This is a genomic window from Agromyces sp. Y558 (assembly GCF_059445415.1).
The window spans coordinates 241004-254575 of record NZ_JCAIUH010000001.1 but is presented as its reverse complement, the minus strand read 5'-3'; the positions used below and the strand labels follow the sequence as shown (position 1 = coordinate 254575).

At 70.7% G+C, this 13572-nt stretch carries 11 protein-coding genes; 6 read left to right on the top strand and 5 right to left on the bottom strand.

Translation table 11 applies throughout. The annotated features are described in order from the left end of the window. The first annotated feature begins 76 nt into the window (after positions 1-76). Both AC1C2T_RS01080 and AC1C2T_RS01075 read left to right on the top strand, forming a co-directional pair. Positions 77-1549 (top strand): FAD-binding oxidoreductase, encoded by a 1473-nt coding sequence (locus AC1C2T_RS01080; protein ID WP_495383931.1) that lies wholly within the window; start codon positions 77-79, stop codon positions 1547-1549. 83 nt (positions 1550-1632) lie between these two features. Then, a complete protein-coding gene (locus AC1C2T_RS01075) occupies positions 1633-2817 on the top strand; it encodes a baeRF3 domain-containing protein (protein WP_495383930.1) in 1185 nt (394 codons plus the stop codon). A 118-nt stretch (positions 2818-2935) separates the two neighbouring features. On the opposite strand, the gene AC1C2T_RS01070 is transcribed toward AC1C2T_RS01075, so the two are convergent. After that, positions 2936-3280, bottom strand: a complete 345-nt coding sequence (locus AC1C2T_RS01070) for a hypothetical protein (RefSeq protein WP_495383929.1) — start codon at positions 3278-3280, stop codon at positions 2936-2938. A 132-nt stretch (positions 3281-3412) separates the two neighbouring features. Here AC1C2T_RS01070 and AC1C2T_RS01065 point away from each other — a divergent pair, with 132 nt between their 5' ends. Continuing rightward, positions 3413-4411 (top strand): LLM class F420-dependent oxidoreductase, encoded by a 999-nt coding sequence (locus AC1C2T_RS01065; RefSeq protein ID WP_495383928.1) that lies wholly within the window; start codon positions 3413-3415, stop codon positions 4409-4411. 151 nt (positions 4412-4562) lie between these two features. Here the strand turns inward: AC1C2T_RS01065 and AC1C2T_RS01060 are convergent, their stop codons facing one another. Next, a complete protein-coding gene (locus tag AC1C2T_RS01060; protein WP_495383927.1) occupies positions 4563-5159 on the bottom strand; it encodes a TetR/AcrR family transcriptional regulator in 597 nt (198 codons plus the stop codon). Positions 5160-5286: 127 nt separating this feature from the next. Here AC1C2T_RS01060 and AC1C2T_RS01055 point away from each other — a divergent pair, with 127 nt between their 5' ends. Continuing rightward, a complete protein-coding gene (locus AC1C2T_RS01055; protein ID WP_495383926.1) occupies positions 5287-6855 on the top strand; it encodes an MFS transporter in 1569 nt (522 codons plus the stop codon). An 84-nt stretch (positions 6856-6939) separates the two neighbouring features. Here AC1C2T_RS01055 and AC1C2T_RS01050 read toward each other — a convergent pair whose 3' ends face one another. After that, a complete protein-coding gene (locus AC1C2T_RS01050) occupies positions 6940-7512 on the bottom strand; it encodes a hypothetical protein (protein WP_495363200.1) in 573 nt (190 codons plus the stop codon). A gap of 185 nt (positions 7513-7697) precedes the next feature. Then, positions 7698-7973: a glutaredoxin family protein gene (locus tag AC1C2T_RS01045; protein WP_495363201.1), complete on the bottom strand. Its 276-nt coding sequence runs from the start codon at positions 7971-7973 to the stop codon at positions 7698-7700. A gap of 68 nt (positions 7974-8041) precedes the next feature. On the opposite strand from AC1C2T_RS01045, the gene AC1C2T_RS01040 reads away from it, so the two are divergent. Then, positions 8042-8479, top strand: a complete 438-nt coding sequence (locus AC1C2T_RS01040; RefSeq protein ID WP_495383925.1) for a YdeI/OmpD-associated family protein — start codon at positions 8042-8044, stop codon at positions 8477-8479. 143 nt (positions 8480-8622) lie between these two features. On the opposite strand, the gene AC1C2T_RS01035 is transcribed toward AC1C2T_RS01040, so the two are convergent. Beyond that, entirely contained in the window at positions 8623-12267 is a 3645-nt protein-coding gene (locus AC1C2T_RS01035) for a TM0106 family RecB-like putative nuclease (RefSeq protein ID WP_495383924.1), read from the bottom strand. A gap of 176 nt (positions 12268-12443) precedes the next feature. On the opposite strand from AC1C2T_RS01035, the gene AC1C2T_RS01030 reads away from it, so the two are divergent. Further along, positions 12444-13478: an agmatine deiminase family protein gene (locus AC1C2T_RS01030; protein WP_495363205.1), complete on the top strand. Its 1035-nt coding sequence runs from the start codon at positions 12444-12446 to the stop codon at positions 13476-13478. The last annotated feature ends 94 nt before the right edge of the window (positions 13479-13572 follow it).

Below are 13572 nucleotides of genomic sequence, written 5' to 3'. Positions count from 1 at the left end.
CGGGGATCCGTGCGGCCGTCGGAGCGTCGCCCTCGGGGCGCGCATGGGACCGCGACCATCCCGAAAGGAACCATCCGTGAACACCCCTGTGCCCTCGGCCAGAGTGACCGACATCACCGAAGCGCCGTCGCGCCACGACGACGTCACCACGCTCTCGTTGCGTGAGGCCTTCGCACTCCTCGACGCCCGCCTCGCCGGCGACGTGCTGATCGCGGGCGACCCGCGCTGGGACGATGCCCGCGCTGCGTGGAACCTCGCCATCGACCAGCGTCCGACCGCGGTCGTCGTCGCGAGGAGCGCCGCGGACATCGTGCACACCGTGCGCACCGCGAAGGGCCTCGGCCTCGCCGTCGCTCCGCAGGGCACCGGTCACAACGCCGGCCCGCTCGCCGCTCGCGACGGGCTCGCCGACGCGATCCTGCTGCGCACGCACGAGCTTCGCGGTGTCGAGGTCGATGTCGAGGCGCGCATCGCGCGCGTCGAGGCGGGCGCCCTCTGGGGCGACGTCGTCGCCGCGGCCGCACCGCACGGGCTCACCGCGCTCGCCGGCTCCTCGCACGACGTCGGGGTCATCGGCTACACCCTCGGCGGCGGGCTCAGCTGGCTCGGCCGCTCGCACGGCCTCGCCGCGAATCACGTCGTCGCGATCGAACTCGTCACCGCAGACGGCGTGCGGCGCCGCGTCGACGCCGAGCACGACCCCGAGTTGTTCTGGGCGCTGCGCGGTGGCGGCGGCGACTTCGGCGTCGTCACCGCGCTCGAATTCCGGCTCTTCGAGGTCGCTGAGCTGAGCGCGGGCATGCTGCTCTGGCCGATCGAGCGCACCGAAGACGTGCTCGCTGCCTGGTCGGCTTGGACCGCCGAGCTGCCGGCCTCGGTCACCTCGGTCGCCCGCGTGCTGCGCCTGCCGCCGATGCCCGAGCTGCCGCCCTTCCTCTCCGGTCGTTCGCTCGTCGTCGTCGAGGTCGCGATTCAGGAGGGTGCGGCGCGAGTCGCCGAGCTGCTCGCGCCGCTGCGCGCCCTCGCGCCCGAGGTCGACACCGTGCACCCGCAGACCACGGCCGAACTGCTGCAACTGCACATGGACCCGCCCGAGCCGACTCCGGCGTACGGCGACGGAATGCTGCTCGCCGAGTTGCCGCCCGCAGCGATCCGCGCGTTCGTCGCCGCGGCGGGCCCGGATGCCTCGTCGGCGCTGCTCTCGACCGAGATCCGCCACCTCGGGGGCATGCTGTCGCCGGGGGTCGCGCGCGCCGCGGCATCCGCTCAGGCGATGCCGGAGCCCGGTGTCGTCGCCGGTCTCGGCGGCGACTACCTCGTGTACGGCGTCGGCATCGCGGTGCCGGGCGCCGACGACGCGCTCGCGGCGTCCCTCGGCCGCCTGCTCTCGCGTATCGAGCCGTGGCGTGCCGAGAGCGACTACCTGAACTTCGCCGAGCACGCGCGCCCGGCCGAGCGCCTCTTCGGAGAGGAGCTCGAACGGTTGCGCGCGGTCAAGCACGCCGTCGACCCGACGCGGGTGATCCGTTCGAATCACCCGGTCGGCTGAGCTTGGGGGTGTCGCTCGCGCCCCGGCCTTCATAGGCTGGGGTGTGAGCGACATCGCTGTCGCACGATCTTGGGGGAGAAACGATGACCGTACATTACGCATTGCCCACGGCAGCGGATTTCGTGGTGCTGGCGGGAGTGCATCACCCGGCGATCACGATCTACGCATCGACCTCGCCCGTCGTGAGCGAACGCGAGCGCGCTGAAGTCGCCGTCAAGAGTTCATTCGACGAGGCGATCGAACAGGTGAAGGCGTCGGGCGCCCCGAACGCCGAGCTCGAGGCGCTCCGCCGTGAGCGTGATGCCGTGATCGGCGACCAGCAGGTGTGGGCCGGACTCGCCCGGTCGATCGCGATCTTCGTCGCCCCCGGGTTCAGCGAGGTGTTCGTGCTGCCGAACCGCCTCGACGACGCCGTGCACGTCGGCTCGCACTTCACCCTCGGCCAGCTGCTGCGGGCGCCGAGCCAAGACCAGGAGGCATTCGCCCTCACCCTGTCGGCCAATGAGTGGTCGCTCTGGCACGCGACGCCGACCGATCGTGCGGTGCGCCTCGACGTCGATGAATCGCACGACAAGAACCTCGACGATGCCATCAACCGCGACCCCGAGAACGACGACAAGCCGCGCGGCGGTAAGCACGGCGATCGGGGGGTTCAGGGCGACGAGCGCCGAAAGGGCTTCTTCGAGCTCTATGCGAAACGGGTCGCCGATTCGACGCGCCATGAGCTCATGCGGCGCGACCCCGAGGGCACCGTGCCGCTCTTCGTATTCGCTGCCGAACCGCTGCTCAGCCTCTTCACCGACCGCATCCGCAACGGGCGCCGCATCGTCGGTGTCGCAGGCGCCCCCGACCGACTCGGCGCCTCAGAGATCGATGAAGCGCTGCGCGAGCAGCTCGGCCGGCTCAACGTCGCCGAGGCCGACGGGGCGCTGCGCGAGCTCACCGAGGGTGCCGCCGGCCGCGTCGAACGAGACCTCGCCGCGATCGCTCGTGAGGCCGCCGACGGTGCGGTCGAAGTGTTCTGGTTCGACTTCACCACTTCGGTGAACGGCACGCTCGACCGCGAGTCCGGCGCCATCGAGTTCGCGAGCGGGCAGGGCGCGGGTGAGCAGCTGGGCGATGGCACCCACGCCGGCGACCTCCTGCCGCAGCTCGCGCTGCTCGTCATGTCGAAGGGCGGCAAGGTCGTCACGGTGCGCAGCTCCGATCTCGACGGCACCGTCTGGTCGGGGCCGGCGATGGCGGAACTCAGGTTCGCGCTGGCGTAGAGCGCGGCGCACCGAGCCCGGCGCCTGGGCGTTTCGGTCGCGCCGGACGCCCGGATGCCGCGGCCTCTTCGGGTGAGGCCGCGACATCCGTGCGCTCGTCGTCGTCGCCGTCGCGAACTCAGCGCAGGGCGCCGACCCGCTCGCGCAGCGGAAGCACGAAGCCCTCGCGCCAGCGGAAGCGGATGACGATCTCCTGTGCATGCGAGTCTTCGATGATCGCCTCGACCGTCGCCTCGGTGAGCACCCGCGGGGTCCCATCGCCCGGCGGCGTCTCCCGGATCTCGAGCCACAGACTCTCAGGGTGAGGTACGACGCCGGGGTTGGCGGCGATGAGCTCGAGCTTCCAGCCCGCACTCGCGCAGAGTCCGTAGCCGGTGACGCGAATGAGGCGGATGCCGCTGCTCTCGATGACGGTCGCGTCGAAGTCGGCGGCCGTGAACTCGCAGTGCTGCTCTTCGTTCATTCGGCCGAAGCTACGCCCCGGGAGGTGAGGCTGCCTCAGTGCTAACGCTGAGATGAGTCGCGCCGATACCGTCTCGTTCCACCGGCTCACGGCGGCTCGAGGCATCCATCGAATCGTCCCTATGCTGTTGGCATGAGATTCGGAATGTTCGTTCCCCAGGGTTGGCGTCACGATCTCGTCGGCATCGAGCCGGCCCAGCACTGGCAGACGATGCGCTCGCTCGCCGAGTACGCCGATGCGCCCGGCTCGGCCTGGGAGTCGATCTGGGTCTACGACCACCTCCACACCACGCCCGTGCCCTCGGTGACCGAGGCGACGCACGAGGCGTGGAGCCTCATGGCGGCGTACGCCGCGTCGACCTCGCGCGTTCGCCTCGGCCAGATGTGCACGTGCATGAGCTACCGCAACCCCGCGTACCTCGCGAAGGTCGCGGCCACGGTCGACATCGTCTCGGGCGGGCGGGTCGAGATGGGCATCGGTGGCGGCTGGTACGAGCACGAATGGCGTGCCTACGGCTACGGCTTCCCGCCCGTGCCCGAGCGCCTCGGACGCCTGCGCGAGGGGGTCGAGATCATGCACCAGGCCTGGACCACCGGCTCCGCCACCCTCGCCGGGAAGTACTACCAGGTCGACGGGGCGATCGTGCAGCCGCAACCGCTGCAGCCGGGCGGAATCCCGCTCTGGATCGCCGGCGGCGGCGAGAAGGTCACCTTGCGCATCGCCGCGAAGTACGCGTCGTACACGAACTTCACCGGCACTCCCGAGGAGTTCGCGCACAAGAGCGAGGTGCTGCGCGCGCACTGCGAGAACCTCGGCACCGACTTCGAGGCGATCACCCGGTCGTCGAACTTCCACACCGTCGTCGGCACCGACGAAGCGGATGTCGCTCGGCGCCTCGCTGCCATCGAGGCGCGGGTCGCGCCCTTCCTCGGACCGGAGAAGACCGCGGACTACCTCGCCGACCTCCACGCGCCGAACGCCGCGGTCGGCACGCCTGCCCAAGTGGTCGCCAAGCTCGCCGAGCGCCGAGAACTCGGCCTGGAGTACTCGATCCACTACTTCCCCGAGGCGGCCTACGACCGATCGGGGCTCGAGTTGTTCGCGGCGGAGGTCATCCCCGCCCTGCGGTAGCCGGTTCGTGGGTTTCGAGACGGCGCTGGCGCCTCCTCAACCCGCAGGGAGGGTCAGCGGGTTTCGAGACGGCGCTGGCGCCTCCTCAACCCGCAGGGAGGTTCAGCGGGTTTCGAGACGGCGCTGGCGCCTCCTCAACCCGCAGGGAGGGTCAGCGCAGGCCGCGCATGAGCAGGCCGAGCAGTCGCGACAGGTCGTCGGATGCCTCGGTGCGGGCCTCTGCCCCGCCGCCCGGGCGCGACGCCGCCCACGCGAGCGAACCCGCCATCACGAAGAGGTCGCGGGCCGAGACGTCCGCCGACACCGCACCCTGCTCTCGTGCGCGCTCGAGGAGTCGGCCGGTGGCGTCGACGAGGGTGGAGCACGAGGCGCCGAGGGGAGACTTCTCGTTGTTGATCGACTGGGCGATCGAGTCGGGCAGGCCGTCCCACGTGTTCGCGTGGCGGGCGAGGGCCAGCATCCAGGCATCGAGCGCGGTGCCCGCGTCGTCGTCAGCGAGCAGGCGCTCACCGAGCTCGTTGATCTCGAGGCGACTCTCGACGAGCGCGGCCTCGAGCAGACAGTCGCGATTGGGGAAGTGCCGGTAGAGCGTGCCGGGGCCGACGCCGGCGCGACACGCGATGTCGTCGAGTGACGCCTGCGTGCCGTGCTCCGAGAATGCCTCGCCGGCGACCTTCACGATGGTGTCGTAGTTGCGGCGCGCATCAGCGCGCATGGGCCGCGACGGTGCGGCGGCTTCGATGCTCACGGTTCCTCCTGCGGGGTCCCACGACGACCCTCTTGACAAAGCGGAGACTGTCTCCGTATTGTCGATTCGACAAGGGGAGACTCTCTCCGGATACAACACTAACCCAGCGAGACCAGGAGCACCAGCAATGAGCGAAGCGCCACCCGCGACCGTCTCCGAGGAATCCGCCCGTGATGGGGCGCACGCCCGCGACGGGGCTGATGCCCGCGACGGGGCATCCGTCACCGTCGGCGCATCCGTCGACATGAAATCAGCCGGTGGCGGCCTCGCCACCCGCCTCACCGGCCGCACCCTGCTCGGCCTCATCGTCGTGTTCATCACCCAACTCATGCTCGTGGTCGACGCGAGCATCGTGAACGTCGCGCTGCCGCAGATCCGCGACGAGCTCGGCTTCAGTCCCACCAACCTGTCGTGGGTCGTCACGGCCTACGCGCTCGCGTTCGCGGGCCTCATCCTCTTGAGCGGACGCATCGGCCAGATGATCGGGGCGCGCCGTGCGCTCATCATCGGCACCGTGATCTTCATCGCGGCATCCGCGCTCGGTGGCTTCGCCGTGAATCCCGAGATGCTCGTCAGCGCCCGCGTGCTCCAGGGCGTCGGCGCCGCGCTCGCCGCGCCGAGCACGCTCGTGCTGCTCATCGAGAACACCGTGCGCGGCGGGCAGCGCAACCGCGCGATGGCGCTCTTCGTGCTCGCCGCCGGCTCGGGCGGGGCGATCGGTCTCATCCTCGGCGGGGTGCTCACCACGACCCTCGGCTGGGAATGGGTGATGTTCGTCAACGTGCCGATCGGCCTCGTGATCGTCGCCGGCGCGATCGCCTTCCTGCGCGAGACGTCGCGCACCCGGGCTCGTCTCGACGTGGGCGGCGCGTTCACGTCGACACTCGCCATGGTCGCCCTCGTCTACGGCTTCACCGTCGCCGCGGAGTCCGGCTGGCTCGACCCGCGCACGCTCGTGGCTTTCGCCGTCGCGGCGGCATCCCTCGTCGCGCTCGTGTTCATCGAGCGACGCCACTCGAGTCCGGTGGTGCAAGTCGCGTACTTCCGCACACCGCGATCCGCCGTGCCGTTCTGGGTCATGCTCTTCGTGCCGGCCGGCATGTTCGGCTTCTTCTACTTCGCGACGCTCTTCACGCAGAACGTGCTCGGCTACGACCCGCTCGGCACCGGCCTCGCACTGCTGCCGTTCGTCGGCAGCATGCTCGTCGTGAACCAGCTGACGCCCCGGTTCGTCGCGCGCCTCGGTGAGCGGGTGGTCGCCCTCGCTGGGCTCGCCGCTCTCGCCGGCGGCATGCTCTGGATGGCACAGCTCGGCACCGCGAGCACCTTCCTCAGCGGCATCCTCGGCCCGGCCATCGTGCTCGGCCTCGGTGCCGGACTCACCTTCGCACCGATCACGTCGATCGTCATGGCGCAGGCGCCTTCTGACGAGACCGGGCAGGCGTCGAGCCTGCTGCAGGGCATGCAGCAGCTCGGCGGTTCGATCGGCGTCGCGGGCCTCACGACGGTCTTCGCGGCAGTGGCGGTCAGCGGAGGTGAGGCGCGCGGTATCGCCGCGGCGCTTATCGGCGGCACGGCGTTCCTCACGGTCGCGTTCGTGCTGTTCGCGGTGTGGGGTCGGCGTGCTCCGGTCGAGGGGCCGGCCAGGCAAGCCGAGCGGCTCAACCTGCAAGCAGCTGAGCAGCTGAGCAGCTGAACAGCTGAGCAGCTGAACAGCTGAACAGCTGAACAGCGAGCAGCGGAGCAGGTCGACCGTCGCCGAACAATCGCACAGGCGACGTCAGCCGGTGGCAGTGGATGGGGCGGGCCGCTGCGGCTCCTGCCGATCAGCGGTCGTGCGCCAGCCGCTCGCCGGTCGGGCGACGCCGGCCTCGTCGGCGGCCGCGGCGTAGGGGAGCGCGAGCAGATCGCCGGCCACGAGATCGGCTGGCAGATCGGTCGGCACCGACACGGGGCATCCGTTCGCGGCGGCCCTCATCGTGGTCGGCGTGACGCGGGCCACCGAAGCTCGCCCGAGGAGCCGGACTTCGGACCACGCCGGGTCGAGTGCCGAAAGGTCGGCATCGACCGTGACCGTGACCGTGCGAGCGTTCAGGCCGGCGGATGTCTCGAGCACGCGCACCACCGCGACGCCCGTGCTGCCGACAGCGGCCGGTCGCCCATCGGTGCCCGGTACGACCGCGCGTCCGAGGTGAACGGCGGGTGTTCCGCACAGCTCGGCGAGCCGGAGCAGCGACACTCCGCCGACCTCCACATCGGTGGTCGTCGCGCTGGTCGCCGCCGGCCACCGGTCGGGGTCGATGGGGTCGGGGATGGAACGCCGAAGCGTCGGCAGCAACCGGGTGAGCGTCAACGGTCGCCCCTCGTCGTCGAGCCTGATGAGCCTCGTCGACAGCTCGCGATCGCACCGGTGGTCTGGGGCATGCCTCAGTTCTACGCCCGGCCGCGACCTGTCCGCCCGTTTGTTACGCCATCCGAACGCCGAACGCCCGTTCGCTCACGCCGTGCTCATGCGGTGTTCATGCGGTGCACACGGTGTTACGCGGCGACGGCCTCGTCGAGCTTCGCTGCGAGCTCGGCGTCGGTCGGCTCGGTGAAGTGCGTGCCGTCGGGGAAGACCACCACGGGGATCTGCGTGCGGCCGCTGATCGCCTTCGCGCGGTCGGCACCGTCGAGCACGGTCTCGAGGTCGACGTAGTCGTAGTCGACGCCGCGGCCGTCGAGGAGGGCCTTCGAGCGGCGGCAGTCGATGCACCACTCCGCGCCGTACATCGTGACGCGGGCAGGGTTCAGATCGGTAGCAGGGGAAGTCATATCAATAACCTACGTGGGTACCCTGTGCAGTATTCCCAGCATCGGAGGCCGGTGGCAGACTCGACCTCATGCGATTCGATACGGTGATGTCCCAGGTCGGCAACAACACCGGCATCGAGGTGCCGCCCGAGGTGATCGAGGAGCTCGGCGCCGGCAAGAAGCCGCCCGTTATCGTCACGGTGAACGGGTACGAGTACCGCAGCACAGTCGCGGTCATGGGCGACAGGTTCATGATCTCGTTCAGCTCCGACAAGCGGGCGGCGACGGGCATCGGCGGCGGCGATGCGATCGTCGTCGACCTCGAGGTCGACACGGCGCCGCGCACCGTCGAGGTGCCGGCCGATCTCGCGACCGCGCTCGACGCGGCGCCGGGCGCTCGAGCCGCGTTCGACACGCTCTCGCCGAGCGCAAGGAAGGCGCACGTCACCGCTGTCGAGGGTGCGAAGGCCGCCGAGACCCGGCAACGGCGCGTCGACGGCATCGTCGCCAAGCTCACCGGCGGCTGAGCCGCCGCCGCTTGGCGCGGCCGTTCCGAGAACAGGATGACGTGCCGCGGGCGTGCCGAGAACAGGATGACGCGCCGCGGGTGTGTCGAGAACAGGTGCACGCGGTCACTCGAGCGGGCGGGCGCCTGTTCTCGTGACCCGCGTCAGCGCACGCCGACGAGGCGGACGAACGCGCTGAGCTGTGCCACACCCTCGGGTGTGTACGGCAGCGCGTCGAGCAGACCCGGCGAGTAGAGCAGATAGGCCGCCCACTTCGCGCGTGAGATCGCCACGTTCAGGCGGTTCTTCAGCAGCAGGAACTCGACGCCGCGGGGCGCTGCCGCTGCCGATGACGCGGCGAGCGACACGATCGCGACGACGGCCTCTTGGCCTTGGAACTTGTCGACGGTGCCCACCGGCACTTCGGTGAGCCCGGCGGCGTCGAGCGCCGCGCGCACGACGGTGAGCTGCGCGTTGTACGGGGTCACGACGATGATGTCGAGCTGGGTGAGCGGGCGCGAACGAGCGGATGCCGCGGCATCGGTCAGCGTGATCGACTCGGCCGACCCGACTGACGCGATCGACCCGGCGGAGCCGCCCGACTCGATCGACTCGGCGGAGCCGGCCGACTCGACTGCCGCGACCGACTCGACCCACTCCCGCCCGAGCAGCGACTTCGCCAACTCGACGACCGCGAGCGCCTCTTCGGGCGAGGAGGTCGTGTTGCCGGCGTGCTCGATCGGCAGCGCGGTGAGGCCGGGCGCGACCGAGTCGAGAATGCGCTGCGAGGCGACGGGGTGCGAGTGCAGCTCGCCCTCGTACGAGAGGTGCGAGACGGGGTCGGCGACGGCGGGGTGCATGCGCCGACTCTCGGCGAGGAAGTAGCCGAACTCGGAGGGCAGCACGTCGTGGCCGTCGGTGATCCAGCCGAGCGCCGAGGTGTCGATCGGCTCGGGGTGGTTGCCCTGGCTCACTTGCGGCAACTGTTGCGGGTCGCCGAGCAGCAGCAGGTTGCGCGCCCCGACCGCTGAGGCGATGGTCGAGGCGAGCGAGAACTGGCCGGCCTCGTCGATGACGAGCAGGTCGAGCGAGCCGCGCGGCACGCGGTTGTCGTTCGAGAAGTCCCACGCGGTGCCGCCGATGACGTAGCCGGATGCCTCGTGAGCCGCCGTGTACTCGGCAACGCCGTTCTTCGCGATGAAGGTGTACTCGTGCGCGCCGGACTCTTTCGGGTCTTTCGGCGCCTTCGCGACGAGCTCGGGATCGAGGCGCGCCGCGACGACGGCGTCGAGCACGTTCTCGACGACCGCGTGCGACTGGGCGACGACGCCGATCTTCCACGCGTGCCGGCTCACGAGCTCGGCGATCACGTGCGACGCGAGATAGGTCTTGCCGGTGCCGGGCGGGCCCTGCACCGCGAGGTACGAGTCGTCGAGGTCGCGGAGCGACGCGGTGACGGCGGCGACGTAGTCGCGGTCGGGCGCGAGCGGAACGAGTCCGCGGCCGCTGCGGGTGCGCGGCGGGATGCGCCGCAGCACGTCGACGGCGGGGTTCGCCGGCCAGAGGGGGAACGCGCGGTCGACCTGCTGCGCCCACTCGAGGATCGCGCCCTGCTGTCGCCCGGCCTGCGGGGGCGTGCCGGGCGCGAGGGCGAAGGGCAGCTCGTGCCAGGCGACGCCGGCGACGGCGGTCTCTTCGATGAGCACTCCGTCGTCGAGCACGTCGAGCACCCGCACCGAATGCCACGCACGAGAGCCGGGTCGCAGCGACTGGCTCGGAAACGGCGCCGGCGGTTCGTAGAGCGCGATCGGCTCGCCGCCGACGCTGAACCGGGAGCCCGGCGCGATGCGGCCGCGCAGGAGCACGTGCCGCCGATCGACGCGGTGGTGGTCTTCGCGGTACCAGCGTTGCACCACGGCGGATGCCGCGGGGTCGACGACGAGCACGTCGCGGTGGTCTTCCCAGGCCTCGAGCGGCTGCTCGACGCGGAAGTAGTGCGACCACCAGAAGCTCTTCGCCTCGCGGTCGTGATAGTCGATCGCGGCCGCCGCGAGCGCGAGCGCGGTGTGGTCGGCGTCTCGGTCGGGGTCGTCAGGCGGGCCGGCGACGGCCTGCAGGTGCACGGCGAGCGGAGAAGGCTCGTAGACCTTGCCCGCGGCCTTCGCCGATTCGACGATGAGCGACTCGGGCACCGGTTCGACACCGGCGGCGCGCGCGAGCCCGAGCAACCAGTCGCGAAGCCGCAGGGTCGACACGCAGTCGTAGCGGTTGTAGTCGGCGAGATCGTCGAGCACGTGCTGCGCGGCAGCCGCACCGGCGAGCCCGGTGACGGGATCGATCTCGCCGGTGGCGGCCAGTTCGCGAGCCCGCACGTACTCGAGGATCGAGTCGCCGCCCGACTTCACGTCGGCCTCGCGCAGCTCGGTGCCCATGTAGAGCGGCTCGAGCTTCTTGATCGAGTACGAGCGGCTACCGACCCGCACCGCGCGTTTCACGATCGGGTAGAGATCGACGAACACGCCGTCGGCGAGCAGCTGGTCGACCGCGGCCTCGCCGACGCCATGGCGTGCGGCCATCGTGAGCAGGTGCGTGCGTTCGTAGCTCGCGTAGTGGTAGATGTGCATGTTCGGGTGCGCCGCACGGCGCAGCTTCACGAGCTCGAGGAACTGCACGAGCGCGACCCGCTCTTCGGCGAACGAGTGCGCCCAGAGCGGCGTGAACTGCTCGGCCGTGTCGACCATGCCGAAGAGGTAGTCGAGGCCCCAGTCGGCGGCCGCGCCCTCGGTGTAGAGCGGGTCGCCCTCGAAGTCGAAGAAGAGGTCGCCGGCGTCGGGCTCGGGGATCGCGGCGAGCGAGGCGGCGTCGCGCACGACGACAGGCGGGGGCAGCGGCGGATCGTCGGGGGAGCGGAGCCCTGAAGCATCTGCCGCCGCTTCGGCCGCCTCGGCCTCGAGTTGCAGCCGCGCTTGAACCCGCAGGTTCTCGATCGTCGCGTCGAGCACACCCGGCACAGGGCCGAAGGATGCCGCGAGCGCATCGATCGTCGTGATGCCCGCGCCGAACAGGGCGGCACGCTGGGTGACCCGGAGCCCCGCGACGAGCAGCACGTCGCGGTGCGCCTGCACCTCGAGGTCGCACGTCGGGCAGCGCCCGTCGAGCGCGTAACGCGGATCGCCCCATGCGACCGGGCCGGTCTCGGCGAGCCGCTCGGCGACGATCTGCTCGAGTCGCTCGCGGCGCAGCCGGTAGACCGGGGCGATGTCGGTGAGGCGGTGCACGCTCGTCGATCCGTCGCCGAGGAGCAGTTCGACGGTGTCGGCGCAGGGAACGCCCGTGCGCTCGAGTTGCTCGGCATAGGCGGCGAGCTGCAGCAGCGCCGTGACGCGGGCCCGGCGCGCGAGCTTGGAGTCTTGCACGAGGTAGCGGCCGTCGGGCTGACGCACGATGAAGTCCGCGAACCCGATGAACCCCTCGTCGGCGAAGGTCGCCTGGAAGACGATGGGCGCCCGAGCGGCGAACGCGGCCTGCGTGGCGTCGACCGCGGCGGCGACCGCGGCCGGGTCGCGCACGTCTGGCCGCTCGATCTCGACGACGCCGTCGCCGAGCTCGGCACGGTAGGCCTCGAGCACGCGGTGTTCGTGCTGGTCGCCGAGGCGGCCGGAGCGTTCGAGCATCGCGTCTTCGGGGTCGGGCACCTTCTCGATGCGGCCGAGCTTCGCGTCGAGTGCGCGCAGGAATGCGAACTCGCACTCGGACGCCTTCTTGAGATCACTCGCGCTCGTGACGACCGAACCGTCGACCAGATACATCCGGGCCCCTTCCGCCGCCAGAGTCCCACCGTAACCATGGCCGCCGACATCCGGGGCGCGCGCCGACGCATCCTCCGCGAAGTCGGTCGGATGAATCGCAGACGAACCACGGGCGATCGCGCATGATGGAACAACGGATGCCGCGGCATCCGCTGCCCTGACGACGGAGGTACCGCATGAGCTGGCGCATGCCCGCCGAGACCGCCCTGCACGAGCGCACCTGGATGGCGTTCCCCCGCGAGGGGCTGACTCTCGGCGACGGGGCCGCCGTGCGCGAGGAGGGGTACGCGACCTGGACCGCCGTCGCGCACGCCGTCGCCGAGTTCGAGCCCGTGACGATGGTCGTCGACCCCAGCGAGCTCGCGCGAGCGCGCCGCATGCTGAGCTCGGAGATCGAGTTGCTCGAGGCGCCGCTCGACGAGTTCTGGATGCGCGACTTCGGCCCCACCTTCGTCGTCGATGACGATCTGCCCGGTGTGCTCGGCGCCGTCGACTGGATCTTCAACGGCTGGGGCGCGCCCGAGTGGGCCGAATGGGAGAAGTCGGCCGAGATCGCCCGCTTCGTCGCCGGTCAGGTCGGCGCCGCGCTCGTGAGTTCAGTGCTCGTGAACGAGGGCGGCGGCATCCACGTCGACGGCGAGGGCACGGTGCTCGTCACCGAGACCGTGCAGCTCGACCCGCGTCGCAACCCCTACGCCGACAAGGCCCGCGTCGAGGCCGAGCTCGCACGCACGATCGGCGCGAAGTGCACGGTGTGGCTGCCGCGCGGACTCACTCGCGACTACGACGACTTCGGCACCAACGGGCACGTCGACATCGTCGCGACCATCCCGTCGCCGGGCACACTCCTGCTGCACGAGCAGCGCAACCCGGAGCACCCCGACCACCAGGTGACACGGATGCTTCGCGCACGGCTCTCCGACACGATGGACGCCGCGGGCCGCAGCTGGAACATCGTCGACCTGCCCGCTCCCGAGACGCTCCGCGATGAAGAGGGCTTCGTCGACTGGAGCTACGTGAACCACCTCGTCGTGAACGACGGCGTCGTCGCGTGCGGTTTCGGTGAAGAGCGAGCGGATGCCGCGGCGCGCGAGATCCTCGAGTCCGTGTATCCCGGGCGCCGGGTCGTGACGGTCGACTCGCGGCCGATCTTCGCGCGTGGCGGCGGCATCCACTGCATCACGCAGCAGCAACCGGCGGTGCCGCGATGAGCGGGGACCCCCGTCGGTCGAGTAGCGAGCGCAAAGACGCTTGTCGGTCGAGTAGCGAGCGCCAGCGAGCGTATCGAGACCCCGCGACGGGTCT

Excerpts from the sequence above, each read along its gene's own strand:
- AC1C2T_RS01075 (WP_495383930.1), top strand. The coding sequence starts at position 1,633 with ATGACCGTACATTACGCATTGCCCACGGCAGCGGATTTCGTGGTGCTG.
- AC1C2T_RS01070 (WP_495383929.1), bottom strand. The coding sequence starts at position 3,280 with ATGAACGAAGAGCAGCACTGCGAGTTCACGGCCGCCGACTTCGACGCG.
- AC1C2T_RS01065 (WP_495383928.1), top strand. The coding sequence starts at position 3,413 with ATGAGATTCGGAATGTTCGTTCCCCAGGGTTGGCGTCACGATCTCGTC.
- AC1C2T_RS01055 (WP_495383926.1), top strand. The coding sequence starts at position 5,287 with ATGAGCGAAGCGCCACCCGCGACCGTCTCCGAGGAATCCGCCCGTGAT.
- AC1C2T_RS01045 (WP_495363201.1), bottom strand. The coding sequence starts at position 7,973 with ATGACTTCCCCTGCTACCGATCTGAACCCTGCCCGCGTCACGATGTAC.
- AC1C2T_RS01040 (WP_495383925.1), top strand. The coding sequence starts at position 8,042 with ATGCGATTCGATACGGTGATGTCCCAGGTCGGCAACAACACCGGCATC.
- AC1C2T_RS01035 (WP_495383924.1), bottom strand. The coding sequence starts at position 12,267 with ATGTATCTGGTCGACGGTTCGGTCGTCACGAGCGCGAGTGATCTCAAG.
- AC1C2T_RS01030 (WP_495363205.1), top strand. The coding sequence starts at position 12,444 with ATGAGCTGGCGCATGCCCGCCGAGACCGCCCTGCACGAGCGCACCTGG.